Genomic DNA, 23,551 nt, shown 5'->3' on the forward strand with positions numbered 1-23,551 from the left:
TGTCAAGTGCACAACTGACAGTGTGACCGAGTAACGATGGTATTACTGTGGTTTAATGCTATAAATCGATGTTCCTTTTATGTTCACAAAGCAGCATCCAGCTATGATCGATTCACATGCCGCAAATAATTCGGAGCAAGGTTTCTGCCGCGATTGCCTATCGCCGCAAAAGCTTGCAACGACGCGACGTTGCAATACGTGCGGCAGTCCGCGGCTTGTACGTCATGCAGAGCTTTACAAACTCTCACTGGCCCATGTCGATTGTGATGCTTTTTATGCTTCTGTTGAAAAGCGTGACAATCCAGATATTCGCGACAAACCAGTCATTATTGGCGGCGGTACGCGCGGGGTCGTCTCCACCGCCTGTTATATAGCGCGCATTCATGGTGTGCGCTCCGCCATGCCTATGTTTAAAGCGCTGGAAGCTTGCCCAGAAGCTGTGGTTGTTAAACCCAACATGGAAAAATACGCACGTGTAGGCCGTGAAGTTCGACAACTGATGCATGAACTTACGCCGCTCGTCGAACCCATCTCTATTGATGAAGCATTCCTTGATCTCGAAGGCACCGAACGCTTGCACCGCGCACCTGCAGCTTTGGTTCTTGCTCGCTTCGCCAAACGTGTCGAAGACGAAATTGGCATTACAATTTCAGTCGGGCTTTCCTATTGCAAATACCTCGCCAAGATAGCCTCTGATCTACAAAAACCACGTGGATTTTCTGTCATCGGAGAAGCCGAAGCACTGGATTTCCTGCGTGATAAGCCGGTGAGTATGATCTGGGGAGTTGGAAAGTCGTTTAATGCGAAGCTGGAAAGCGATGGCATTCGTACAATCGGCCAATTGCAGACAATGGATGAAGGCTCGCTGATGAAGGCTTACGGCACGATGGGCCAGCGCCTTTTCAGACTGTCACGCGGACAAGACAGCCGCAAAGTCGAACCAGAACACGACATGAAAAGCGTTTCCGCAGAAACCACCTTCAACAAAGATCTCTCGCAAGAGCGCGATCTCGTACCTGTCCTACGTGCATTGTCGGAAAAGGTTTCGCATCGTCTTAAAAATGCTGACATTGCTGGGCGCACTGTCATCCTTAAACTCAAGACGCAGGATTTCAAGCTACGGACCCGCAATCGCCAGCTCGCAGACCCCACACAGCTTGCTGATCGCATTTTCCGCACAGGCCTTCAGCTTTTAGAAAAAGAACTGGATGGCACCAAATTCAGACTACTGGGTATTGGTGTAGGAGAATTGTCAACCGATGATCGCGCGGATCCGCCGGATCTGGTTGATACGGCAGCCACAAAGCGTGCGGTAGCGGAAGGCGCAATTGATAGCTTACGCAACAAGTTTGGGCGCAATGCGGTGGAAACTGGCTACACCTTTTCCAAAGGCAATCTAGCGAGAACACAAACACCGTCGGATCGAGACCCAGATGAGTAATCGCAATTAAGACATTTAATTAGAAAGCCTTGGAGAAATGTCGCACAATTGTCCGTAACGGCTTGACGAAGCGTGTCTGGATCAATATTGGAACTCATCAAGAGTGGACTGACTGATTTGACAGCGCTCTTCGGAAGGCCTCATGGCGGAGTGGTTACGCAGAGGACTGCAAATCCTTGCACCCCGGTTCGATTCCGGGTGAGGCCTCCAACATTTACCCAAAATCATTATAACTGATTGAAATCACTTTGATACTTATCAAGGTGTGGCAATCGGTTCTCAACGTGTTCCGCCACACCTAAGTCGGGTGTGGCAATCGGTTCACCTTCCACCCCTTCACGCAAAATAAATTTCATCTGTGCATGCGGCGTATTGACTCTTTCTATTAGCATGAACAAAATAAGAACATCGATGGCGGTCATGTTTAACACAGATATACGGATGGCGTGTGTATCTGCTTTTTAATGGAGCAGTACAATGAATGCGGTTACGCAAGAAAATGAATACGACAATGAAATCGAGCTCGTCCTCGCCTATCACAAGGGCGACGTGCGAGCAGCGATTGAAGCGCTTTTGAAAGACCGTGATTTCCTCGTCAAAGAAATCGAGTATGCCAGCCTTGCAATGTCGATGGGCTTCGCTCGCGGCTGGAAGCCAACTGTGTTTACAAAATGAGCAGATCACGCGTCGAGCCACCAAAGATGCTGATCAACAAGGAAGTGCCAAAAGCTTGTTTTAAATTGTGGCAGGTCAATTTCTTATAGCAGGAATAACGGCTTCCATTCTCTGAGTATAAATTTCTCCACAAAGTTTACTATGGCGTGAACATTGGCGTAAAGTTTGAATATCAAGCTTTAATGAAACTTGTTCCACCAAATATCATCAATAGGTTGCGGCCATATATTTAGCCCATTAGAAAATGATACCTATAACTGCAAAAAATGGAGAAATATATGCGCCGTCTAATTATTGCAGCAGCAATTACCGGAACAACATTGACTTCCGCATTTGCTCAACAGCCAACGCCTGAACAGATGGAAATGGCTTACAATGCCGCGCGCAATCAGCTTGGCGTGCTCTCATACTGCCAAGAAAAGGGATTTATTGACGGCAGCGCAATCGAAGTTCAGGCAAAGTTGATGACGCTAGTTCCAACTCCTGCTGACGTATCTAAGGGCGATGCAGCTGAAGCCCTCGGTAAAGAAGGGAAAGTTTCCGCTATGGGCATGGAGCAGGACATTCAAACGTCAGCAAAAGCTCAGGGCATCGATGAAGCTAAGCTTTGCGAAATGATGGCTAGCACCATTAAACAAGCAGCAGCCAACTTGCCAAAGTAAAAAACAGCCCCGCTCCTATTCAGTGCAGCGGGGCTGTTTCTTATCCTGTACCAGTACAGCAAGAGCCTGATCGAGACGGGTGTTTGTACCCCTTGACGCTTCTCTGGTCTCGTCCCTCAATTCACGCACGCTATCCCGCAACTGTTTCACATGATCGTCTAAATCAACACGTCGAACATACTCATCTCGTGTTCGGTTGATCCATTCATGTAGCTGATTACTCCCTGATTGATTTTCTCAGAGAGCGATCGGAACGCAGCAACCAACGCGATGACAAATGAAACAATCATTGACGCGGATATCTACGATATGAAGCGGTACTGCACCCGCAAAAAACAAGAACAGACGACAGCAAAGCTGCTGCCATGACACTGAAGCCAAAGAGCATATCGTTCTCCTATGTTTGGACAATAAAAAAGCCGCACTAGGCGTGGCTGAAAAGTCCGGATTATCCGGTTTATGGAACACCACCTACCTAACCAGACAAGCGGTTGATTTAGTTAAATATTTCGGCCAATTACGGGAAATTCCCATGATTTAAGCACCACCATCAATACCTGTGCTTTGTGCGGAAACCTTTCGGGCATTATTCGAGTGATCGACCTCATTTTGAAAGGATCGATCCCATGCAGCGCCCTAGCTTTTCCGATATTCTCAACCTCTTGCGCCTCATCCTTGACGCCGGGAAGGTATTCGGTTGGTGGTGACCAGAACGGGTCTGGCGCTACCCAGACAGTGGGAGTAAATCGTGGTGTGCGTTGCACCAACACCTTCTATACTCAGGCTGCTTGCTCACGGTGCACCGTTATCGCATCTGACCTTGCGCTTCTGCTTTCAGCGCCGCCGTTCTGATTTGGTAAACGAATTAAGATACGATATGTAGCCCGTGTCTATACTCATCTAAGGGCTAAAATCGTGAGATATATATCAAAAATCTTTGCTTCTGTTCTGGGCCTAGTCATCTCACCAGAGCCCGCTCTAACTTCAACTATTGCCGGACGGATCGCGATACACATCAAACTTGCTGATGATAATTTTGGCGCATCAGGAGAAACATTCGAACTATACTCATTCGAAGATGAACTGGAACAAGCGATGGGGGATGCTGCAAGTCTTGAAGGGCATGAGATAGGCGGTGGATATTTTAAATCCTATTTCACTGCTTCAAATATCGATATAGCCCTTAGACAATCACATGAGATGCTCAGTTCCCATGAATTCAAGTCGACTTCCTTTATTCTAATTACCTATTCAGACAACCAAACTAAGCGAATTGAATTGCCGATAACTGAGCAATGATCTTTGCGCTAGTCGGACTCTGTTGGGCGAGGCTCTCACAACGTCTTTACGCCACCATTAACCAACCATGGCTATTTTCGCTGGCCGTCAGCTACTTGCGAGGATCGGCGCTTATACGCTCGATGTGCAAAACGCCCTCGCATTCCGTTGAGGCGTCACACCTCATTCTCGAACCATCGCCGATGCATCCGGCCCATAAACTCTGTAGTTACTGAAAATCCTGAGGCATCGCCAATTACCGCGTCAATTCCACAGCGAGGGCATATGGCTGTATCGTCATCGTCAGTCCATTCGGCAACTTCATTTGGACTGTATATTTCAAGACAATAGAAACAACCGCATTTTGCGCTAACGGTTAACTCTGACCAATTGTGAATGCATCGCTTATGAGCTTCGATAATATCCACTATTGCACCAAACTTGGCTGTAAATATCTAATAAAAAAGCGTCCCGTAGGACGATTGAAAAGCACTCGGCAACTTTACGCAAATAACCACGATATAAAATATAGCGTAATTCGCTTAAGCGGGCAACTATCCATCGCGTTTTATATCCCCAATGCACAGCCAATTCTTTAAGGCCATCTTTGATATAATCGCTAAACGTTGTCTTCTCGCGCTGTGTCTTGGCAATGTCGGCAATTTCCGTACCTGGCCCGACAACCTTGATCATAATGTTGAAAGTACGTTTGCCAAGGACATACGAGCATTCGTTCAATTGCTGCGTGGCGTCGACAACACGATCTGGAAGTGGTCTATGCCCTTTTGCCGCCATCAACCTGAACGGGCCCGTAATCGATGGCGATTGCGCCTTTCGCCCCTGATTGCTCCCAATACATGCGGAATCTGCCAGCTGCTGCCCACTGTGCATCATTAATATGGCCGCGTGCATACAGCGTATCCCAGACAGACGGCAGGAAGCCTCGCAAGCCAGAGGAATGGAAAGTTCTTTTGGTGTCTGGGCATTCCGTCGCCACGAAACAGCAGGCAGAAATTGTCCCCGGACTGGAAGGTGAATTCATCAACATTTGCGAAAGCACAGCTCGCATGTCGGTTGAGCGAGCCTGTGGCAGAACGGATACAGACATTTGCAGTCAATGAAGTTAATTCACCTAAAGCAGAAAATATGCACTTTAAGGGCTTGGGCAACATTATGAAAATCAAAACAATATTATTGGCATCGACAATCACATTTCTGAGTTTGTCGGCAGCTAATGCCGCTGATGCTATACAGTATCAAGAACCGACCCCAGCTATTGCTGCCCCGTCTTTTACATGGAATGGAGCATATATTGGCGGACAAATTGGGTACGGTTGGGGCAAGTCGCATTATACCTCATTGCTCAATAGCGGCGAATTGAAGCCAAATGGCTTCCTTGGCGGTATTTATGCTGGCTACAATTTTGCGCTTGAAAACAACTTCGTCCTTGGTGCCGATATTGACGTTACATATAACGATCTGAAAAAGCATAATGCCAACCAATCAGAAGAATTCGAAACCGAATTGCGTTGGTCAGGTGCGGCGCGAGTTCGTGCGGGCTACGCAGTTGACCGCTTTTTGCCATACATCGCGGGCGGCGTAGCTTTCGGTCAGGTACAGAACAAATATAGCATTACCGGTATCAACAGAACTTATTCTGATAAGGAGACCGTTACAGGCTGGACGCTTGGTGCAGGCGTTGACTATGCGGTAACTGATAATGTGATCGTCCGCTTTGAGTACCGCTATACAGATTTTGGTCGTAAAGACTTCGATTTCGGCGGTTCGGATGGTGTACCTAATAAATTCAAAACAAACGACATCCGTCTTGGAGTTGCTTACAAGTTCTAATTTGCTTCCTAATCAATACAACAGCCGCCCTGCTCCAGCCGGGCGGCTTTTTTCATTTCTTGTCCAGTGCCAGCACTGCAAGGACTTGATCGAGACGTTTATTCGTACCCGTTGACGCTTCTCTGGTTTTGTCCCTCACTTCGCGTAGCCACATCTAAATCCGGTGTGGCAATCTGCTCAATTTGCACCCTCTACATTCATAAATAAATTTCAGGCTGCACTGCTTCGATCCGCGGTAATATCTCAATAACAAGACACATGTTACTCGTGAACTATGGCAACGCGCGGCAAGCTCTGAAGGGGAGCTGAATAGTCACGCTGCAAGCGACGCATCCAAACCATTCAAGTACTCAATCAGTTCTTCCGCATCCCGCTTTTTAAGCGAACAACAAAATTGACCGTTCAGCGACACCGGTTGATTGGTGACTGTTTCCCTGACTTCCCATAAGCCGTTTTGTTGTTCGGAGAGGTAGTAAAAATTATCAACCGAAATTGTTTGAATAGGCATTTGCGTTCCCAAAAAGCATTCAACTTGCCGCAATAACGTGGGTAGAAATCATTGGTTCCCAACCTTTGGAATAATAAATTGAACGGTCAGCTACATAGCGCTGCAAGAAAGGCTGCGAGTGATTACTAAGAGAATAATCATCTATATCGCGGCAGTTGTGGCCCTGATCATTGCCTATCAGCAAATACCGGACATTGTCATCGGAGAGAGGGCGCAAGGGAGCTATGAAGGAGGGGCAGCCTCAGACGCTGATGTATCGAAAGCGATAAGAGACGCGCAGGAAGCCGCCGACAAAGCTGGCCGCGCCAGACTACGAGAAGGGGAAGAGTGAGAAGTCCTAAAAGCAGTAGATATTGCAGAGGGTATCGAGGGCACAACCTCCTCATTTACACCCACGAGTGCGCCCCCCCGGATTTGATTGCCTTCTAATAGTGTTTTTCTTTGTCAACTTATCCCAAAGTAGGGAATGCTAATCTTTTACCGTCTGGTAAAGAACACCTGCACTTTACAGGCGGGGCTCAGCTTGGGGTGCAGCCCCGGATTGCCCGCCAGCATCTGGGGCATCTAATTTACTTAGAGTGCTCTTAAGAACATTTTGCATATTGCGTTATCTGGCCAACACCCGTTGCCAACATTGATGGCACCACCTTCGCACCTCCAGTTCCTGCCCCTCGCCGATGAGCTAATAGTGCTCAACTACAACCTCCTTCTTGGACTGTGAAAAATTAGGGCGCGCAAGCCGCTAATCTCATACACAGTTCAGGGCGATGCTCCTGTTGCCAGCACCTGCCCGGACAGTATTGCAGCTCTTCACAGGATCAATATACCTGAAATTGGGGAGTGTCTTTTGCTCAAATGCCGATAGACTCACCAAGCACCTAACCGGCGGGGGAACGCTTGGGGAGTGCTGCCCCAGATCGCCCGCCAGCTTCTGGGGCTTTCATTTTGCAGTCAAAAATAGCGAAACAAATCATTACAATTCTGAAATTGAAATTTTTCGACATTTTGCGATGCTGACTACGCGATGTCACCACAACCCGCAGCACCCAGTAGTGACACGCCATGGAAATCCCGACAGGTATTTCCATAATTAGCAGAAGGTCAGCTATATTCCTTTCTGCTACCGGGAGACGCAGCACATTATCTCCCCAGATATGCGCCTCCCGGCCTTTTTTATCCGAAAACGCTGCAAATATGCTCCGCTCAACCAGCAGGTGAACGAATTGGCTGAGCAAAAATATTTTGATAAACCGCAGAACGAAGGCAATGTAAAAACTACATCGCCTCCGCATTGAAAATGCTACTTCTGCAAGCAGTCCTTTGCCAATTGGCAAAACAGACGGACACCATTTTCCAGGATATCGTCGTTGAAATTATAGGTTGATGTGTGCAGTCCTGAACTGTCTCCATTACCAATCAACACATAAGCGCCCGGTACTTTTTCAAGCATAAATGAAAAATCCTCGCTGCCCATCAGCGGCTTTTCCATTTCCGAATAAGCTTCGGCACCAAAGCTTCGGGAAATCGTTGCTTTGACCTGTTCTACCGCAGCCTCATCATTAATGGTCGCTGGATATCCCGTTAGCCATTCGAACGAAACCTGAGCACCAAAGCTTTCAGCCTGCATCGTTGCAAGCCTCTCAATCTTGTCGCGCAACATCTTTCGGACCACAGGATCGGTTGCGCGCATAGAAATTTCGAGCTTTGCAGTATCCGGGATAACATTGCACACGGACCCTGAGTTAAACGCCCCCACTGTCACGACACTTGCCTGATGCGGCGAGATATTGCGTGACACAATCGTCTGCAATGCCATAATGAAGCTTGAACCAACAACTATCGGATCAATAGTCTTTTCCGGCTCTGCACCATGTCCACCACTTCCCCTAATGGTAAGCGTCAACGCATCAATCGAAGCTGCCACCGGACCAGACTTTGAAGCGAAGCTCCCAGCCTTCATACCCGGCCAGTTGTGCATCGCGAAAATCTGATCGCACGGAAAACGCTCGAAAAGCCCCTCTTCAATCATGATCTGGGCGCCGCCGAAATTTTCTTCTGCGGGCTGGAAAATGAAATGCACTGTGCCCGAAAGATCGGGATCATTCGCCAGTGACCACGCCGCACCAAGCAACATTGTCGTATGACCGTCATGGCCACAGGCATGCATATTACCGGGATTTGTACTCGCATAAGGCAAGCCCGTTTCTTCCAGAATAGGAAGTGCGTCAAAATCCGCACGAAATCCAATGGCGCGGTTAGAATTCCCTTTGCGTATGCTGGCAACCATACCAGTCTTTGCAAGTCCGCGCAAAACTTCAAAGCCCCATTCTTCAAGTTTGGATGCGATAAAATCAGAGGTTTTCAGCTCTTCTAGGCCAAGTTCGGGAATACTATGCAGATACCTGCGAATAGAGGTCAATTCGTCAATAAAACCAGTGTTTTTTTGATCGTTCATGACGTTCCCCTCAATCCATCTTCAGGAATTGGCGCAGACGTGCGGACTTCGGATCACACATAACAGTATCAGGCGAACCACGTTCCTCTACCAATCCCTTGTGCAGAAAAATAACCTCGCTCGAAATCTCACGGGCAAGCGCCATTTCATGCGTCACCATCACCATCGTGCGCCCCTCTTCCGCGAGTTTCTTAATAACCTGAAGCACCTCGGTTACAAGTTCAGGATCAAGCGCAGATGTCGGCTCATCAAAGAGCATGACCTCTGGTTTCATCGCAAGTGCACGCGCAATGGCTGCGCGCTGCTGCTGCCCGCCTGAAAGCTGGGTTGGGTATTGGTCACGCTTCGGCGTTATACCCACTTTTTCCATCAGAACTTCCGCGTCCGCTATTGCCTCGGCTTTTGACATGCCAAGCACATGAACCGGACCTTCAATAATGTTTTCAAGAATAGTGCGATGCGACCAAAGATTGAAACTCTGAAACACCATACCAAGACGCGTGCGGATATGTTCAAGCTGCCGTGGATCAGCAGCATGTGACTTGCCAGCCTTATCTGTCTTGGTCCTGATAGTTTCTCCAGCAACCGAGATCGAACCCTGATCTGGAGTTTCAAGATAGTTGATGCAGCGCAGTAATGTACTCTTACCGGAGCCGCTGCTGCCTATAAGAGAAATGACGTCACCTTTACGCGCTTCGAATGAGATACCCTTCAGAACCTCAACACCAGAAAAGCTTTTGTGAATATTTTCGACGGTAAGAGCCATGGAAGTCATGGGAAATTACTCCTGAAACGGGTCAGATCATAGCGGCACTGTGGCCGCTAACACGCCGCTCAACCCCATTCATAATTCGGGTGAGGATAAAGACGACGGTGAAATAGATAATGCCAGCGGCAATCAGCGGCTCAAAAATCAACAACGAACTGCGTTGAAGTGCACGTGTTGTTCCCATGACTTCCATAATCGTAATCGTTGAAGCAAGAGACGTCGATTTAAGCAGGATAATAAGATCGCTGGTCAGCACCGGCATACAATGCCGGAAGGCAAGTGGCAGTGTAATGCGTCGCAGAACCTTGTAAGGGCTCATGCCAATAGAAAGGGCCGCCTCAATCTGCCCGCGTGCGATAGACTTGATCGCACCGCGAATAACTTCCGCATTATAAGCGCCTTGATTAAGGCTCAATGCGAAGATCGCATACCACAATCCATCGCGCATATATGGCCAGAGAAAACTGTGCCGAACCCATGTGCCCGGCAATATTTGACCGAGGCCATAATAGATCAGGTAAAGCTGAACCAGCAATGGCGTGCCGCGAAACGCAAATGTAAAGACGAAGGCAGGCGTGGACAAAAGCTTGTTTTTTGAAAGCCTTGCCAATGCGGCAAGTGTTCCCAATACCAGCCCGATAACACCCGCAACTGCCGTCAGAAGCAGCGTCAGTGGTAATGCCTTAATCAGCGGCGGCAGAAATTCTATGACTTTGGTAATCGACTCCATCATCAATGCCCCCGATTAAGGCGCTTTTCAAAGCGCGCAATGATGATGACGGATACAAGCGTAATCAGCAGAAAAAGAAACGCAGTCAGTCCATAGAAAAAGACATATTGTTTTGTCGATGCTGCGGCGCGATAGCCTGTGTAAAGCAGTTCATGAAAGGAGCCCAACACCGAGATAATGGCGCTTTCCTTGGTGATAGATAGCCAGAGATTACCTATTCCGGGAATAGCGTGGCGCATCATTTGCGGGAAGATCACCCGCGTAAAAATCTGGCGTCGACGCATTCCAATCGAAAGAGCGGCCTCAATTTGCCCACGAGGGATGGCGAGATAGGCTGCACGCAATACCTCCGTCATGAACGCACCATTGACAAAAGCCAGAGCGATCACAGCAGCCCAGAAAGCGCTAAACTGGAAATTATTGCCGACAAGTCCAGTCGTTTTCAGAAGTCGTTCGACACCTGTAGCAACAGAAAAATACAAAAGCAGAATGACAAGCAGTTCCGGCAAGGAACGAACAACAGTCGTGTAGAAATCTGCAATCAGTTTAGGGAATTTCGCACGGGATAGCTTGCCCGCGGCACCGGTAAGGCCGAATAGAAAAGAAATTGCAAATGCCACCGCAGAAACCTGCAATGTCATTATCAGTCCATAAAAGAACTCGTCGCCCCAGCCCTCACTCCCCCATGAGAGCAAATGCCAATATGTTTCCATGCGTTTTGATCCGATCAGAAGACAGCGCGGCCCATGCCGCCCGGAATATCTTGCATCCCTCGCCTATTGTGGAGTGCAGATAATCCCGCAGAGACGTATATAATACCTCCGGCGAACGGGCGCTGTAAGCGCCCGCTCTGATCCGATTTACTTCTTCTCAAAAATCCACTTATCAACAAGCGTCTTGAGAGTTCCGTCCTTATCGAGGGCAGCAAGTGCTTCGTCAACCTTGCCGAGTGTTGCCTTGTCATCCTTGCGAACAGCATAGGCAACGCCTTCACCAAGAACTACGTTCTTAGGGGCTACGACCTTAACTTCGTAATCTGCACCCTGTGGAGACTTCAGGAAGTTTTGTACGAAAAGATCAGGAGCAAGAACATAATCGACGCGTCCAGCGACAAGATCTGCAACCGAATTGTCTGCGGTGTCATAGCTTTTCAACGACACATCAGGAAGGTACTTTCCCATATAAGCCGACTGAACGCTGGAGGTTTGTACGCCAACGATCTTGCCATCAATGCTCGCCGCGTCAATTACCTCACCCGAGCCATCAGATGCAGCAACCACGGTAATCTTCTCTTCATCCGACTTCGGGCCGACGATGACAGTGCCTTCGGTGTAATAAGGTGCGCTGAAATCGACAACCTTGCGGCGTTCATCAGTAACCGAGAAAGCGCCGATAATGAAATCGACCTTATTCTCAGTCAGCGATGGAATAAGACCGTCCCACGCCATCGATTTGAATTCACACTTTACAGTAAGCTTTTCACATAAAGCGCGGGACAGGTCGGCCTCAAGCCCTTCCCATTCACCAGCAGCATTAACCTGCGTGAAAGGCATATATGGTTCTGGCGTCATACCCAGACGCAAAACATCTTCTGCATGTGCTGTACCTGCCAGTGCGCAAAGTGCGACAATACCGGCGATTTTCCCTGTAAATCTACGCATGTTCCCGTTCTCCTTTTATTTTTAAACCGCCATGCTCTGGGAGTAGTGATCAGACGGTCATGCTATCAAAAAAACGGTTCAGTCTCGTAAGAGAACTGAACCGTTGATTACTTACTGGCGATACCAACGCAGCGACATGCAGGAAAGCCCGGCATCAATCTTACCAATCTGCGTTGTTTTGAGTGGAACGACATTGTAGCCGCTCTTATCCAGCAACTCGATTGTGCGCGGGAAGTCAGATCCCACCATCACAACATTATTAACGCGCAGCGCATTTGCTGCCGCTTCTTCGCCTTCCGGCACGATAAGCTGGCGAAGATCCGAGAAAACCCCAGACTTTGCCAAACGCGCGGTGGAGAGAACAGTTTCTTCGTCGACCAGCGAGCAATCCGTTTTGAAATGCAGCACACCTTCAGGTGTGTTTACGACTTCACCCTTAAGGCCCATCTTATCGAGTGTCGCAATAAGCGCTGCTGCACCTGCTTTATCAGTACGCGCCGAGAGGCCAATCATGACGCTCTTCTGAGTATTGAGTACATCGCCGCCATCAGCAAAGCCCGGATGCGGGAGATCAAGCACATTGTCGAACATGCTGCGCAGCGTTGGTTCGATTTCTGCTGTCTCGCCGATACGGGTTTCAGCACCCGGACGCAGAAGAATAGCGCCCTGTGTGAAAACAAGTGCAGGATCTTCGACGAAAATGGAATCAGGGAAGTTTTCCAGAGCTGGCAAAACAGTTACCTCAACGCCAGCCGCACGCATTGCATCGATATAAGCGTCGTGCTCAGCCTTCACGCCTTCATAGGTAGGATTTCCAGTATCATAAGCGCGCAAGCCATTGACGACTGAACGGGAAGGTTCGCGAACGATGATCGAATTGAACTCATAAACTGGTCTGTTAGAAGACATGAAAGGTACCCTCATTTTTACTGGTGCTTATCTACTCGGCTCTTGCTGCTTCGTAAAGCAGATGTATGCCGTTTGTATTACGTCTGGAGAGATGAATGCCTGCGAGCATGCAACGAACCGATCCGCCGGCAAGCTCAATGGTCGGAACTTCAAAAGGTAGAGGCTCAGCAGTTTGCTTGATAACACTGATCTGATCCGCCGAAAGCGAAGCATAAGCGCGCGCTGAAAGCGCCAGAACCCGGCCCTTCTGCCCTTCGAGCTCAATAGCATTTCCGGCAAATTCTGCAATCTGGTGATGTGAAAGATGGATCACCGTGCGACCGGTTTCCTCTAACCGATCGACAATTTCTTGTCTGCGCGCCTCGTTAACGATCATGTCCGTTCCAATGAGCGCATAATCCGTACCAATGCACATGAGTACATTGGTGTGATAAATCTGACGCCCTGCATCATCCACGGCATCAAAAACCATCGGTTCGAAATTGAAATGCGTACAAAAACGCTCAAGCGCGACTTCATTGGTACGATTGGAGCGCGCGGCATAAGCAACACGACCAATATGATCGAGCACCATTGCGCCCGTACCTTCAAGATAAAACCCATCACGCTCCAAGCCAGAATAATCAATCACGTCCTGAACGCGATACTCTTTCTTGAGCATCTCAATAATATCAGGCCGACGTTCTCTCTGTCTGCTTTCCGAAAACATCGGATAGATAGCGACATGGCCACCCGAATGCGTTGAAAACCAGTTATTCGGAAATACAGAATCCGGCAAAGAGCGGGTCTTATCTTCGAAAAGATGAATGGTGACACCGGCTTGTGCCAGGCCTTCCGCCATGCGGCTCACCTCCTCAAAAGCAGCCTTCTCAATAGCAAGCGTCGAACGACGCTCATCAACTGACTGAAATGCATTATCCTTCGCGGTTTGCGCATTGGGCGTGAAATGGTGCGGACGGATCATGACTGCTGATTTCGGAGTCTGTACGGATGGTCTGGTCATATTCATGCGAAACTCTGAAAAAGATAAAGAAGGAAGCGACGCGCAGCGTATTTGAGCAAAAAAGCAGGAAAGAACCGGACAATCTCAACGGGGTTATCAACCTAACCGCAACATCTTACCGAAGATAAGTCCATCATTTCCAGCGCTTCATACGACAACCGCCGAGGATCAGACTAAGCCGACACAAAGCCAGTTAAAATTAAAAAAATGCTGGGTATGATTTAAAAAATCTAGCAAATTGTATAGTTAAACTATACAAAGTGTCATGCATATTTTTGATGAACTCGACCATCGCCTGATCGCAATTTTAAGAGAAGATGGACGCGCACCGCTGTCAAAGCTCGCGGCCATCCTGGGGGTGTCGCGTGGGACCGCTCAAGCGCGGCTTGACCGGCTCTTGGAAACTGGAGCAGCCTTAGGATTTACCATCCGTGTTCGACAAGATTACGATGATGGTGCCATTCGGGCAGTTATGATGATTGAGGTTCAGGGACGCTCAACCACCAAAGTCATAAAACTGCTTCGAGGCTTCCCACAAATCCGAACGCTTCACACGACAAATGGCTCCTGGGACCTGGTCGCGGAGATACATGCTGATAGCTTGCATGAGTTTGACAGAACTTTACGTGATGTCCGTACAATTGAAGGTGTACTGAACAGCGAAACAAGCATTCTTCTCAGCAGCGTATAATACCGCTTCGAAAAATAAGTTAGCTGTCAGACGTTCATTGCACTACATCAGCAACCTTCGTCAGCCTATTCTTGCGAGACGACAACTCTGAATCGCTTGCACGTGACACAATATCTGCGCCAACCAGAATTTTAACAGGCGGTTGACTGTCGGACGTACTAATTAGATCATCAAGAACAGTCACAGCGAGATTACCAATCTTACGCTTCGACACTTCAACTGTGGTTAGCCCCGGTTCCATCGTTGCGCTCTGTGGCAAATTATCGAAGCCTATTACTGAAACATCATCAGGAATTTTAATCCCTTTTGCTTTCAGTGCGCGGATGAAACCGTAAGCGATAATATCATTCGTACAAAAATAGGCCTCAGCGAGATCAAGCCCAGAATGCAGCATGGCACAGGTATCACGGTGTGCGCCTTCATATGTCGACTCGACCGACAAAATATCTCGTTCCTGAACCGTCAGTTCCAAACGCTGCATGTTTTTGAAAAACGCATCGCGCCGAAGCCGAAAATTAGTGGTTTCCGTATGACTGGCTACAAAACCTATCCGAGAAAGACCAAGTTGCTTGAAACGTGATAAAACTTTGAAAACTGCATCTTCGTTGTTCATATCGACGAAATTCGCTTCAACGACTTCGTAAAATGTATCAATAAAAACAGTAGGCAAACCAATCCCTTGGATCATATGAATGTCTGCAACAGATAGCTCCGTCCCCAAGGCAATTACGCCGCGGATTGATGCACCGGCAAGCGATTCAGCGACTGCACTCATTGGCTGCCCCTCAAAACTCACCACTTCCAGCGTATAGTTACGGCGCGTTGCTTCCGAGGACATTCCATCGATGTAGTCGGAGATAAAAACGCTATGATCGCGATTAACGGTCTCACCGTGTTTAGCTATCTTCAGAAAGCGGATTGTTTCACCCGCGCTGGTCCCCGTTTTGGCAGTGCGTGGCACATAATTCAGCTTAGAAACCGACTCAAGAACACGCGCTCGGGTCTCACCTGAAATCTCGCCTTTGCCATTGAGCACAAGCGAAACCGTGGCAGGAGAAACGCCCGCATTTTCGGCAATATCCCTGATCGTGTAAGACTTTTTCTTCTTCATGCTCTCCGCGCATCATACAAAAAAGATGTGTCGTTTAGTAAACATAAACGCCCTTATTTAAAACGATTAGGCGAATTTATAGAGCTAAGCAACCAAAATCCTATGAAAACGGGCTTGACACGGTGATACCTTCTGTTGAATCATTTAGTGAATAATAGTTTTGTTTACTAAACATGGTAGGAGGAGACCATGCAGAAGACAAGCAATCAGCTTGCTATGCTAGTTGTCATCAATCTCGGATTGCTCGCGCTTGGCGCATATATTTCGGGTGGATCTTTCCTATCTCTTTTCAATCTGCAGTCGATGGCCGGTCAGGTTCCCGAAATTGGGCTTCTGGCAATCGGCGTCATGCTGGCAATGTGTGCTGGCAATGGCGGGATTGATCTGTCGGGTATCGCACTGGCCAACCTTTCCGGCGTTCTTTCAGCCGTCATCGTTTCGATGTTCATATCCAGCGCTGAGAACCAACTTGGCTTTAGCCTTGCTTTCATCGGACTAGCGTTGGTGATTGGTCTTGCAGGCGGCATCGTCAATGGTGTGCTGATTGCGCGTTTCAATATCACACCGATCCTCTGCACGCTTGGCACACAGATGGCGTTTACGGGGCTTGCGGTTGTTGTTTCTGGTGGCCGTGCTGTCATGGTTGGCAGCCCGGATCTGCTATCACGCATCGGCAACGACATGTTTCTGGCGGTTCCGATCAGCTTCCTGATCTTTATCGCAGTCGCGTTGCTGATTGCTGCTGTAGTGCGCTTTACGCCCTACGGTTATTGGCTGATGTTGATGGGAACCAACCCGAAAGCCGCTGTTTTTGCTGGTTTTCCGCGCCACGGTGTCTTGATTGCGACCTATGCAACCAGCGGATTTCTGGCAGCTATTGCAGGCATCATCATCGCAGCACGCAACGTCAACGTGAAGTTCGATTACGGCAGCTCGTATCTTCTGGTCGCCATTCTGATTGCCGTTATGGCTGGTGTTAAGCCGGAAGGTGGCTATGGCCGTGTCATCTGCGTCGTGATGAGCGCCATTGCGTTGCAGTTGATGTCCAGCCTTCTCAATTTCGGCGGCCTCTCAAACTTCGTGCGTGACTTTGCATGGGGCTTGCTGCTGCTCGCCTTCCTCGCAGTCGGCAAATACGACATTGCGAGCTTCTTTACCCTCGGCAATCGCCACAAGGGAAATATCGGTGCTCAACCCTCAGGCACCCGACCATAGACATTGGGGGAATGTTAGCGTGGAGGAAATCATGAAATCAGTAACGAAGAAACTGCTCGCTGGAACTGTTATTGGCGCAGCAATTGTAGCAGGCAGCGCAAGTGCTCTCGTCGCACAGGAAAAGCCAGTTATCGCAACGGTCGTCAAGATCAGCGGCATTCCTTGGTTCGACCGCATGAACACAGGCGTTGAAGCCTACCAGAAGGCCAACCCAGATGTGGTCGCAACGCAGAGCGGCCCAGCAACTGCCGACGCAGCACAGCAGCTTCAGATCGTTCAGGATCTTGTTGCCAAGGGCGTAAACGCGCTTGCAGTTGTCCCAATGGACCCGGCAGTTCTAGAGGGCACATTCAAGCGCGCTATGGAGCGCGGCATCATTGTTGTGACGCACGAAGCCGACAACCAGGTCAACACCATGGCCGACGTCGAAGCCTTCGATAATGCCGATTACGGCACTGCACTCAACGAGCGTCTTGCAGAATGCATGGGCAAAAGCGGCAAGTGGACCACATTTGTAGGCTCACTCGGCAGCCGCACACACATGCAGTGGGTTGGTTCGGCTGAAGAAAATGCAAAGAAATATGCTGACATGCAGCTCGTCGATCCGAACAATGAATCATTTGACGATGCAAACGGAACCTATGAAAAGGCCAAGGAAATCCTGCGCAAGCACCCTGACCTGAAGGGCTTCCAGACCTCTGCCGGCAACGACGTTCTCGGCGTTGGCCGCGCTATCGACGAAGCTGGCCTGAGCGGCAAAGTCTGCCTTGTTGGCACCGGTCTGCCAAATCCTTCGGCTGATCTTCTTGAATCCGGTGCAATCACCGCAATCGGCTTCTGGGATCCACAGAAAGCTGGCATGGCGATGAATGCTGTTGCCAAGCTTCTGCTTGAAAAGAAAGAAGTCAAGGAAGGCACTGATCTTGGCGTTGATGGCTACAACAAAGTCAGCGTGAAAAAGGGTGCAGGTGAAGGCCTACTCGTGATCGGCAACGGCATGGTGATTGCTGACAAGGCGACCTACAAGGAACACCTGTTCTAGTCGTTTCGCACAGGTTGCCTAACCATCGTGTGCGGACATCGTTCAGCCTCGCGCGATGGTTTCAAAAATCCGGATGCAGCCCGCGCTGCATCCAGGTGCCTGAACCAAAAAGAACAGCCATAAAACAAGACATTAGCGCCCGACAATTATCGTCGGTCGGTCCTACAGCCAGCCCAATCGCTTTGGCGAGCTGCGCGGCGACAAAGGAATTTAACGTGTCCACTACAACCACTAGCGCGGATCGTTTCCTCGAACTGCGCAACATTCATAAGCGGTTTGGCGGCGTTCACGCGCTGCGCGGCATCGATATGACAATCGACCTTGGTCAGGCCTATCACCTGTTGGGTGAAAATGGCTGCGGCAAGAGCACGGTGATCAAGATCATGTCCGGCGCACACGCACCCAGCGAAGGCGAGATCATTCTCGATGGCAAAACATATGCGTCACTGAATCCGATCCAGTCGCTGGCAGCGGGCATTGAAACCGTCTATCAGGATCTGTCGCTCATTCCCAATTTGACCGTCGCTGAAAACGTAGCGCTGAATGAGCAGCTCGTTGAAGGCAATGGCCGGCTATTCCGCAGCGTCAAGCTTACGCAGCTTCGCGAGACTGCAGAACGGGCATTGAGCACGGTTGGCTTGCCAACCGACAAAACCTTCCTCAACACAATCGTTTCCGAATTGCCCTTGGCAATACGCCAACTCGTTGCAATTTCGCGCGCCATTGCAACGCGCGCTAAGCTCGTCATCATGGATGAGCCGACCACATCGCTGACCCGTCGCGAAGTGGACAATCTGATTGCAGTCGTAGAACGCCTGCGCGCCGAGCGCGTCGCAGTGCTTTTCGTGACCCACAAGCTTGATGAATGCTATCGCATCGGCGGCAATGCGGTTGTCTTCCGCGATGGCCAGTGCGTGGCACAGGGGCCAATCGAAAACTACACCAAGAAGCAGCTTTCCGAGCTGATGATCGGCCGGGAAATCGACGCCGAGCGCTATCGCACGGCACAGCCTGGCGATGCCGAACTGCTTAAACTCGACGGCCTTACCGCATCGGGCTTCAAGGACATCGGCTTTCGCTTACGCAAAGGCGAAATCCTTGGCATTACCGGCCTTGCAGATTCTGGCCGCAACGAGCTTGCCATGGCGATAACGGGCGTCGTGCCTGCGCATTCCGGTTCAATCCGCCTCGATGGAAATATAACCGAGGTCAAAAGCCCTGCGGAAGCCATTGAGCGCGGCATAGGCTATGTGCCGGAAGACCGGCTTGCAGAAGGCCTCTTCCTCGACAAGTCGATCTTCCAAAACGAGATCGCACTGATCTTCAGAAAGCTCTGCAACAGCCTTGGCATTGTCGATCAGAAAGAGGGGCGGAACATCGCCGCCTCGCTGATAAAAGAGATGCGGCTTAACACAACCAATCTAGACCTGCCTGTTGGTGCGCTTTCAGGCGGCAATCAGCAGCGCGTTTTGATCGGTCGCTGGCTGAGTATTGCCCCGAAGCTTCTGGTGTTACACGGCCCGACCGTCGGCGTCGATGTGGGATCAAAAGATACAATCTATCGCGCAATTCAGGCGCTGGCCGAAGCTGGCATGGGTCTGATCATCGTCAGCGATGATCTGCCGGAGCTTCTGCAGAATGCCGACCGCATTCTCGTTATGAACTCAGGGAGCATCGTTGCAGAACTGGATGCTGCACAGGCCACCGAAGATCAGCTCTATCAAGCCATGATGTCGTCGCAGAAGGAAGTTGCCTAATGAGTGCGTCGCAGTATCAACAGGATTTAGGCCGCACCCAATCCTTCAAGTTGGGTGACTTTATTCGCAGGCGCCCAGAATCGATCACGTTCTTGCTGCTCGTGGCAATCTGCACGATTGTCTCGATCATCAACCCTGCATTCTTACAAGCCTCGACACTGATCGATATTGGTCGTGCCAGTGTGGTGATGGGCCTGTTTGCGCTTGGCGTCTTCATCATTCTCGCCGCAGGCGGGATTGATGTTTCCTTTACGGCAATTGCCGCCACGACAGTCTATTCGCTGACGCTTCTGGTGCAGTCCTATATGCCGGAACTGCCGATCATCTTCATCATTCTGATGGCGATTGCGGGCGGTATTTTCCTTGGTGTCCTCAACGGTCTGCTGGTGCATTACCTCAATGTGCCGTCATTGATCGTCACCATCGGCACACAATATCTCTTCCGCGGCTTCCTGCTGGCTTTTGTCGGCACCGTCTGGATTATGTCCCTGCCGCCGACAATGGGTGCTTTCGGTCGCCTTCCGCTGTTCCAGTTTGAATCAGCAACCGGTGCAACCATCACCATGCCATTCTATTTTCTGGTGCTGCCTGCCGCTGCAATCCTGACGTGGTGGATATTGAACCGCACTTTGATGGGCCGCGCGATTTTTGCGATGGGTGGTAACAGCCAGATCGCAAGCCGCCTCGGCTATAATCTGCGCACCATCCATATCTTCCTGTTCGGCTATGCGGGTGGTCTGGCTGGGCTTGCAGGCATCATCCATGTCTGCGCCAATCGCCAGTCGAGCCCCTTCGACTTTGTTGGAACAGAAATTGCGGTTATCGCCGCTGTGGTCCTCGGTGGTGCACGCATCACCGGCGGCACCGGCACCGTCTTCGGCACCATCCTTGGCGTCCTTCTTATCACCGTCATCAACAGTGTTCTGGTGCTCGTCGGCATCCCCAGTACATGGCAGCGTCTCGTCGTGGGCTGCTTCATCCTGCTGGCTGCCGCCTTCTTCGTCACCAGTCAACGCAAGAAATAACCCGATACTCTCAAGAGGCAATCATGAAGAAGTTTCTGAACGATCCCGTCAATTTCGTGGATGAGATGCTCGAAGGCATCTATCGGGCCCATCCCGAGCTTACCTTTGTCGATAATGACAAGCGTTGCATGGTCACAGCCAATATCAAATCCGGCAAGGTCGGCATCGCAACAGGCGGCGGCTCCGGCCACCTGCCGCTGTTCCTCGGCTATATTGGCGAAGGCATGATAGATGGCGCAGCTGTCGGCGGCGTCTTCCAGTCGCCAAGCTCAGAGCAGATGTATCAGGTCACCAAAGCCATCGATCAGGGCGCAGGCGTGCTCTACATCTATGGCAACTATAGCGGCGACATCATCAATTTCGATATGGCTGCAGAACTTGCCGATCTTGATGGCATCGCCGTCAAACAGATTGTCGGCAATGATGACGTGGCATCCTCGGTTGTCGGTGAAGAACACAAGCGTCGCGGCGTCGCCGGTATCTTCTTTGTCTACAAGGCAGCCGGTGCAGCTGCAGCCAACGGTCTGTCGCTTGATGAAGTAACGCGTCTTGCCGATAAGGCACGTCTGCGCACCCGCACCATGGGTGTCGCTCTTTCGAGCTGCGTTGTACCAGAAATCGGTCACGCCACTTTCTCCATCGGCGAAGATGAAATGGAAATCGGCATGGGCATCCATGGCGAACCCGGCATCAGCCGCAAGAAGCTTGCCAGCGCAGATGCAGTCATCGACGAGCTGATGGAACGTATTTTCGCCGAGCAGTCCTATGCCAAGGGCGACGAAGTCGCTGTGCTGGTCAATGGTCTTGGTGGCACGCCGCTTGAAGAACTTTACATCATGTTCCGTCGTGTTTCGCAGCTTTTTGATGAGCGTGGCGTCAAGGTAAAGCATGTCTGGATCGGCGAGTTTGCCACGTCCATGGAAATGGCTGGCGCGTCAGTTTCCGTGCTACATCTTGATGAAGAACTAGAGCCACTGGTTGCCGCTTCCGCAAACACCCCATTCTTCAAGCATTTTGCGGGTTGAGGTCAGATTATGAACGTCATTACAGCATCTGATCTGATCAATCTTTTCGACAGCTGGAAGCAGCTTTTTGCCGAACAGCGTGAGTTTTTGATCGCACTGGACGGCAAGGTGGGCGATAGCGATCTTGGCATCACCATGAGCAAAGCCTTTGCGGCAGCCGCAGAGGCCGTTCACGCGGAAGGCGAAGCCGCTGGTATATCTAAACTATTACGCACGGCTGGCACCACTATGGCCCGCGTTGCGCCTTCAACCATGGGCACCCTCACCGCAACCGGCTTCCTGCGTGCAAGTAAGGCCTGTGACGGCCTTGACGCACTGGGAACACCTGAGATGGCCGCTTTCTGGCGCGCCTACCGTGATGGCATTGCCGAGCGCGGCAAGGCAAAGGTTGGCGACAAGACACTTCTCGATGTGCTTGATCCGATTGCAATTACGCTCGAAGGACAAACGATACTCGGCGCATCGCTCGTTGATGCACTGGCAGCAGCGGCTAAGGCCGCTGAAGACGCGCTTGAAGCAACCAAAACCATGGTTGCTCAACACGGCAAGGCTGCGGCCTTTCAGGAAAAGACCATTGGCCTTCAGGACGCAGGAGCAACTGTCGGCATGCTCTTGATTACGAGCATGTCCGAGTTTGTTTCAAAGCAGGGGTAGAACTAAATCAGCCCATGGCGATTATGCTCGCCATGGGCACTTCAAACGCACGTTTCATTATTCAGACATAAATCACATTATTGACCAGCTATTGCTCATACAGCAACAGAATCTGACTGTCACAGGCCCGTCGGCGAAATGCTCAATAACGCGTTTGAATGTTATTCAACAAATTTTTCAACCACTGCAGCCAATAATATGACACTTGTGGTCCAGTAATAACTTCTGATTGATTTTGATCAAAGATATCGGATCCGATCCGTTCTAAATCGATATCAAGTCGGCGCATATGAACCACAATGAAAGTCAGCGCCCACTATGGAGATCTGACATATGCGTAGATTTGTAATTTCGTTCGCCGCAGCCACCCTTAGCGCGATGCTGGCAGTTCCTGCCATGGCTGAAAATATCGAAGTCCACATGCTCAATAAAGGAGCGGACGGCGCTATGGTTTTTGAACCAGCCTACATTAAGGCCAATCCCGGGGACACCGTCACTTTTATCCCAACCGATAAAGGCCACAATGTCGAGTCGATAAAAGGCATGATCCCTGAAGGTACCGAGGCGTTTAAAAGCAAGATAAACGAAAACTATACCCTCAACGTCAAAGAGCCTGGCGCGTATTTCGTAAAATGCACTCCGCACTATGCCATGGGCATGGTAGCTTTGCTCATTGTCGGCGAGAATCCATCCAATCTCGAACAAATTGTTGCGGCCAAGAAGCCAAAGCCCGTGCAGGCGAGGCTTGAGAAGGCAATCGCCAGCGCAAAATAGCACGCGAGTTCAACAAACCGGGCCTGCAATTTTAAGCTATGGTCTCCGCCCATATTTTCTGGGCGGAGACTTCCGGGCAGTCATAGTAATCCGCTCTGGATATTGTTGCAGACGCTGGAACTTAGGCTTCGATCACTCGCCATATTGAAAGGCACATAACTACCCCCTCGACAACCCACATCACTTATACTTGGGCTATGTCCGCCGCGCTTATCCGGCCTTTCACAAAGACTAAATCGAATTTCTTCCATACATTTCTCGCCGCCACAGCCCTGTTGTGGATGCAGATATTCAATTTCTTTGTCCTTGAATATA

At 50.1% G+C, this 23,551-nt stretch carries 27 protein-coding genes and 1 tRNA gene; 16 read left to right on the forward strand and 12 right to left on the reverse strand.

Annotated features, from left to right (window positions below; translation table 11 throughout):
* Positions 1–103 precede the first annotated feature (103 nt).
* Complete coding sequence (locus ACOZHT_RS15825; protein ID WP_339512644.1) at positions 104–1,441, forward strand: DNA polymerase IV; 1,338 nt, start codon at positions 104–106, stop codon at positions 1,439–1,441.
* A 136-nt stretch (positions 1,442–1,577) separates the two neighbouring features.
* Positions 1,578–1,651 (forward strand) — tRNA-Cys (locus ACOZHT_RS15830).
* Positions 1,652–1,668: 17 nt separating this feature from the next.
* Here the strand turns inward: ACOZHT_RS15830 and ACOZHT_RS15835 are convergent.
* Positions 1,669–1,863, reverse strand: coding sequence for a hypothetical protein (locus ACOZHT_RS15835; protein WP_339512642.1), 195 nt, complete (start codon positions 1,861–1,863; stop codon positions 1,669–1,671).
* Positions 1,864–1,918: 55 nt separating this feature from the next.
* Here ACOZHT_RS15835 and ACOZHT_RS15840 point away from each other — a divergent pair, with 55 nt between their 5' ends.
* The 3 genes from ACOZHT_RS15840 (at position 1,919) to ACOZHT_RS15850 (ending at position 4,077) form a co-directional block, all read left to right on the forward strand.
* Positions 1,919–2,116, forward strand: a complete 198-nt coding sequence (locus tag ACOZHT_RS15840) for a hypothetical protein (RefSeq protein WP_310012123.1) — start codon at positions 1,919–1,921, stop codon at positions 2,114–2,116.
* Between the two features lie 278 nt (positions 2,117–2,394).
* On the forward strand, positions 2,395–2,778 hold the full coding sequence (locus tag ACOZHT_RS15845) for a pore-forming ESAT-6 family protein (RefSeq protein ID WP_421565978.1): 384 nt from the start codon (positions 2,395–2,397) through the stop codon (positions 2,776–2,778).
* A gap of 915 nt (positions 2,779–3,693) precedes the next feature.
* Complete coding sequence (locus ACOZHT_RS15850) at positions 3,694–4,077, forward strand: hypothetical protein (protein ID WP_339512639.1); 384 nt, start codon at positions 3,694–3,696, stop codon at positions 4,075–4,077.
* Between the two features lie 384 nt (positions 4,078–4,461).
* On the opposite strand, the gene ACOZHT_RS15855 is transcribed toward ACOZHT_RS15850, so the two are convergent.
* On the reverse strand, positions 4,462–4,968 hold the full coding sequence (locus ACOZHT_RS15855) for a hypothetical protein (protein WP_339512880.1): 507 nt from the start codon (positions 4,966–4,968) through the stop codon (positions 4,462–4,464).
* Between ACOZHT_RS15855 and ACOZHT_RS15860 the strand changes: the two genes are divergently transcribed.
* Positions 4,914–5,177: a recombination protein NinB gene (locus ACOZHT_RS15860; RefSeq protein ID WP_421566017.1), complete on the forward strand. Its 264-nt coding sequence runs from the start codon at positions 4,914–4,916 to the stop codon at positions 5,175–5,177. The two genes, ACOZHT_RS15855 and ACOZHT_RS15860, sit on opposite strands and share 55 nt — an antisense overlap.
* Positions 5,178–5,229: 52 nt before the next feature.
* Positions 5,230–5,907 (forward strand): outer membrane protein, encoded by a 678-nt coding sequence (locus ACOZHT_RS15865; protein ID WP_339512862.1) that lies wholly within the window; start codon positions 5,230–5,232, stop codon positions 5,905–5,907.
* Between the two features lie 313 nt (positions 5,908–6,220).
* Here ACOZHT_RS15865 and ACOZHT_RS15870 read toward each other — a convergent pair whose 3' ends face one another.
* Entirely contained in the window at positions 6,221–6,415 is a 195-nt protein-coding gene (locus ACOZHT_RS15870; RefSeq protein WP_310012136.1) for a hypothetical protein, read from the reverse strand.
* 118 nt (positions 6,416–6,533) lie between these two features.
* On the opposite strand from ACOZHT_RS15870, the gene ACOZHT_RS15875 reads away from it, so the two are divergent.
* Positions 6,534–6,746 (forward strand): hypothetical protein, encoded by a 213-nt coding sequence (locus tag ACOZHT_RS15875; RefSeq protein WP_339512635.1) that lies wholly within the window; start codon positions 6,534–6,536, stop codon positions 6,744–6,746.
* A 547-nt stretch (positions 6,747–7,293) separates the two neighbouring features.
* Here the strand turns inward: ACOZHT_RS15875 and ACOZHT_RS15880 are convergent.
* The 8 genes from ACOZHT_RS15880 to ctlX form a co-directional block, all read right to left on the reverse strand.
* The gene (locus ACOZHT_RS15880; protein WP_421566023.1) at positions 7,294–7,749 is read right to left on the reverse strand and encodes a hypothetical protein; all 456 of its coding nucleotides are present in this window, start codon (positions 7,747–7,749) and stop codon (positions 7,294–7,296) included.
* Positions 7,716–8,870 (reverse strand): M20 aminoacylase family protein, encoded by a 1,155-nt coding sequence (locus ACOZHT_RS15885; protein WP_421565979.1) that lies wholly within the window; start codon positions 8,868–8,870, stop codon positions 7,716–7,718. Before ACOZHT_RS15885 ends, ACOZHT_RS15880 begins: the two co-directional genes overlap by 34 nt.
* A gap of 10 nt (positions 8,871–8,880) precedes the next feature.
* On the reverse strand, positions 8,881–9,645 hold the full coding sequence (locus tag ACOZHT_RS15890; protein ID WP_421565980.1) for an ABC transporter ATP-binding protein: 765 nt from the start codon (positions 9,643–9,645) through the stop codon (positions 8,881–8,883).
* A 22-nt stretch (positions 9,646–9,667) separates the two neighbouring features.
* On the reverse strand, positions 9,668–10,372 hold the full coding sequence (locus ACOZHT_RS15895; RefSeq protein WP_339512617.1) for an ABC transporter permease subunit: 705 nt from the start codon (positions 10,370–10,372) through the stop codon (positions 9,668–9,670).
* The gene (locus tag ACOZHT_RS15900; protein ID WP_421565981.1) at positions 10,372–11,082 is read right to left on the reverse strand and encodes an ABC transporter permease; all 711 of its coding nucleotides are present in this window, start codon (positions 11,080–11,082) and stop codon (positions 10,372–10,374) included. The genes ACOZHT_RS15895 and ACOZHT_RS15900 overlap by 1 nt, the downstream gene beginning before the upstream one ends.
* A gap of 147 nt (positions 11,083–11,229) precedes the next feature.
* Positions 11,230–12,030, reverse strand: a complete 801-nt coding sequence (locus tag ACOZHT_RS15905) for a transporter substrate-binding domain-containing protein (RefSeq protein ID WP_421565982.1) — start codon at positions 12,028–12,030, stop codon at positions 11,230–11,232.
* A 111-nt stretch (positions 12,031–12,141) separates the two neighbouring features.
* On the reverse strand, positions 12,142–12,939 hold the full coding sequence (locus tag ACOZHT_RS15910) for a dimethylarginine dimethylaminohydrolase family protein (RefSeq protein ID WP_421565983.1): 798 nt from the start codon (positions 12,937–12,939) through the stop codon (positions 12,142–12,144).
* Between the two features lie 31 nt (positions 12,940–12,970).
* A complete protein-coding gene (gene ctlX / locus ACOZHT_RS15915; RefSeq protein WP_339512632.1) occupies positions 12,971–13,942 on the reverse strand; it encodes a citrulline utilization hydrolase CtlX in 972 nt (323 codons plus the stop codon).
* A 265-nt stretch (positions 13,943–14,207) separates the two neighbouring features.
* Between ctlX and ACOZHT_RS15920 the strand changes: the two genes are divergently transcribed.
* Positions 14,208–14,633: an Lrp/AsnC family transcriptional regulator gene (locus ACOZHT_RS15920; protein ID WP_339512609.1), complete on the forward strand. Its 426-nt coding sequence runs from the start codon at positions 14,208–14,210 to the stop codon at positions 14,631–14,633.
* Positions 14,634–14,667: 34 nt separating this feature from the next.
* Here the strand turns inward: ACOZHT_RS15920 and ACOZHT_RS15925 are convergent, their stop codons facing one another.
* Positions 14,668–15,744: a LacI family DNA-binding transcriptional regulator gene (locus tag ACOZHT_RS15925; RefSeq protein ID WP_339512607.1), complete on the reverse strand. Its 1,077-nt coding sequence runs from the start codon at positions 15,742–15,744 to the stop codon at positions 14,668–14,670.
* Between the two features lie 189 nt (positions 15,745–15,933).
* Between ACOZHT_RS15925 and ACOZHT_RS15930 the strand changes: the two genes are divergently transcribed.
* The 7 genes from ACOZHT_RS15930 (at position 15,934) to ACOZHT_RS15960 (ending at position 23,236) form a co-directional block, all read left to right on the forward strand.
* Positions 15,934–16,959 carry an ABC transporter permease gene (locus ACOZHT_RS15930; RefSeq protein ID WP_339512605.1) on the forward strand — a complete coding sequence of 342 codons (1,026 nt, stop codon included), beginning with the start codon at positions 15,934–15,936 and terminating at the stop codon, positions 16,957–16,959.
* A gap of 31 nt (positions 16,960–16,990) precedes the next feature.
* A complete protein-coding gene (locus ACOZHT_RS15935) occupies positions 16,991–18,001 on the forward strand; it encodes a substrate-binding domain-containing protein (protein ID WP_105706488.1) in 1,011 nt (336 codons plus the stop codon).
* Between the two features lie 215 nt (positions 18,002–18,216).
* Positions 18,217–19,758 carry a sugar ABC transporter ATP-binding protein gene (locus ACOZHT_RS15940; protein ID WP_339512601.1) on the forward strand — a complete coding sequence of 514 codons (1,542 nt, stop codon included), beginning with the start codon at positions 18,217–18,219 and terminating at the stop codon, positions 19,756–19,758.
* Positions 19,758–20,783, forward strand: a complete 1,026-nt coding sequence (locus ACOZHT_RS15945; RefSeq protein ID WP_339512599.1) for an ABC transporter permease — start codon at positions 19,758–19,760, stop codon at positions 20,781–20,783. The genes ACOZHT_RS15940 and ACOZHT_RS15945 overlap by 1 nt, the downstream gene beginning before the upstream one ends.
* A gap of 23 nt (positions 20,784–20,806) precedes the next feature.
* Positions 20,807–21,808 (forward strand): dihydroxyacetone kinase subunit DhaK, encoded by a 1,002-nt coding sequence (locus ACOZHT_RS15950; protein ID WP_339512597.1) that lies wholly within the window; start codon positions 20,807–20,809, stop codon positions 21,806–21,808.
* Between the two features lie 9 nt (positions 21,809–21,817).
* Positions 21,818–22,462, forward strand: coding sequence for a dihydroxyacetone kinase subunit L (locus ACOZHT_RS15955; RefSeq protein WP_339512595.1), 645 nt, complete (start codon positions 21,818–21,820; stop codon positions 22,460–22,462).
* 333 nt (positions 22,463–22,795) lie between these two features.
* Positions 22,796–23,236, forward strand: coding sequence for a pseudoazurin (locus ACOZHT_RS15960; RefSeq protein ID WP_339512593.1), 441 nt, complete (start codon positions 22,796–22,798; stop codon positions 23,234–23,236).
* The last annotated feature ends 315 nt before the right edge of the window (positions 23,237–23,551 follow it).

The sequence above is a fragment of the Ochrobactrum sp. EDr1-4 genome (assembly GCF_049199085.1).
In the GTDB taxonomy this organism is placed as follows: Bacteria; Pseudomonadota; Alphaproteobacteria; order Rhizobiales; family Rhizobiaceae; genus Brucella.

Coding starts and splice junctions, on each gene's coding strand:
- ACOZHT_RS15925 (WP_339512607.1), bottom strand. CDS start 15,744: ATGAAGAAGAAAAAGTCTTACACGATCAGGGATATTGCCGAAAATGCG.
- ACOZHT_RS15905 (WP_421565982.1), bottom strand. CDS start 12,030: ATGCGTAGATTTACAGGGAAAATCGCCGGTATTGTCGCACTTTGCGCA.
- ACOZHT_RS15950 (WP_339512597.1), top strand. CDS start 20,807: ATGAAGAAGTTTCTGAACGATCCCGTCAATTTCGTGGATGAGATGCTC.
- ACOZHT_RS15860 (WP_421566017.1), top strand. CDS start 4,914: ATGCGGAATCTGCCAGCTGCTGCCCACTGTGCATCATTAATATGGCCG.
- ACOZHT_RS15855 (WP_339512880.1), bottom strand. CDS start 4,968: ATGCACGCGGCCATATTAATGATGCACAGTGGGCAGCAGCTGGCAGAT.
- ACOZHT_RS15865 (WP_339512862.1), top strand. CDS start 5,230: ATGAAAATCAAAACAATATTATTGGCATCGACAATCACATTTCTGAGT.
- ACOZHT_RS15930 (WP_339512605.1), top strand. CDS start 15,934: ATGCAGAAGACAAGCAATCAGCTTGCTATGCTAGTTGTCATCAATCTC.
- ACOZHT_RS15910 (WP_421565983.1), bottom strand. CDS start 12,939: ATGTCTTCTAACAGACCAGTTTATGAGTTCAATTCGATCATCGTTCGC.
- ACOZHT_RS15870 (WP_310012136.1), bottom strand. CDS start 6,415: ATGCCTATTCAAACAATTTCGGTTGATAATTTTTACTACCTCTCCGAA.
- ACOZHT_RS15920 (WP_339512609.1), top strand. CDS start 14,208: ATGCATATTTTTGATGAACTCGACCATCGCCTGATCGCAATTTTAAGA.
- ACOZHT_RS15935 (WP_105706488.1), top strand. CDS start 16,991: ATGAAATCAGTAACGAAGAAACTGCTCGCTGGAACTGTTATTGGCGCA.
- ACOZHT_RS15835 (WP_339512642.1), bottom strand. CDS start 1,863: ATGACCGCCATCGATGTTCTTATTTTGTTCATGCTAATAGAAAGAGTC.
- ACOZHT_RS15885 (WP_421565979.1), bottom strand. CDS start 8,870: ATGAACGATCAAAAAAACACTGGTTTTATTGACGAATTGACCTCTATT.
- ACOZHT_RS15945 (WP_339512599.1), top strand. CDS start 19,758: ATGAGTGCGTCGCAGTATCAACAGGATTTAGGCCGCACCCAATCCTTC.
- ACOZHT_RS15840 (WP_310012123.1), top strand. CDS start 1,919: ATGAATGCGGTTACGCAAGAAAATGAATACGACAATGAAATCGAGCTC.
- ACOZHT_RS15845 (WP_421565978.1), top strand. CDS start 2,395: ATGCGCCGTCTAATTATTGCAGCAGCAATTACCGGAACAACATTGACT.
- ACOZHT_RS15825 (WP_339512644.1), top strand. CDS start 104: ATGATCGATTCACATGCCGCAAATAATTCGGAGCAAGGTTTCTGCCGC.
- ACOZHT_RS15895 (WP_339512617.1), bottom strand. CDS start 10,372: ATGATGGAGTCGATTACCAAAGTCATAGAATTTCTGCCGCCGCTGATT.
- ACOZHT_RS15955 (WP_339512595.1), top strand. CDS start 21,818: ATGAACGTCATTACAGCATCTGATCTGATCAATCTTTTCGACAGCTGG.
- ACOZHT_RS15960 (WP_339512593.1), top strand. CDS start 22,796: ATGCGTAGATTTGTAATTTCGTTCGCCGCAGCCACCCTTAGCGCGATG.
- ACOZHT_RS15900 (WP_421565981.1), bottom strand. CDS start 11,082: ATGGAAACATATTGGCATTTGCTCTCATGGGGGAGTGAGGGCTGGGGC.
- ctlX (WP_339512632.1), bottom strand. CDS start 13,942: ATGACCAGACCATCCGTACAGACTCCGAAATCAGCAGTCATGATCCGT.
- ACOZHT_RS15890 (WP_421565980.1), bottom strand. CDS start 9,645: ATGACTTCCATGGCTCTTACCGTCGAAAATATTCACAAAAGCTTTTCT.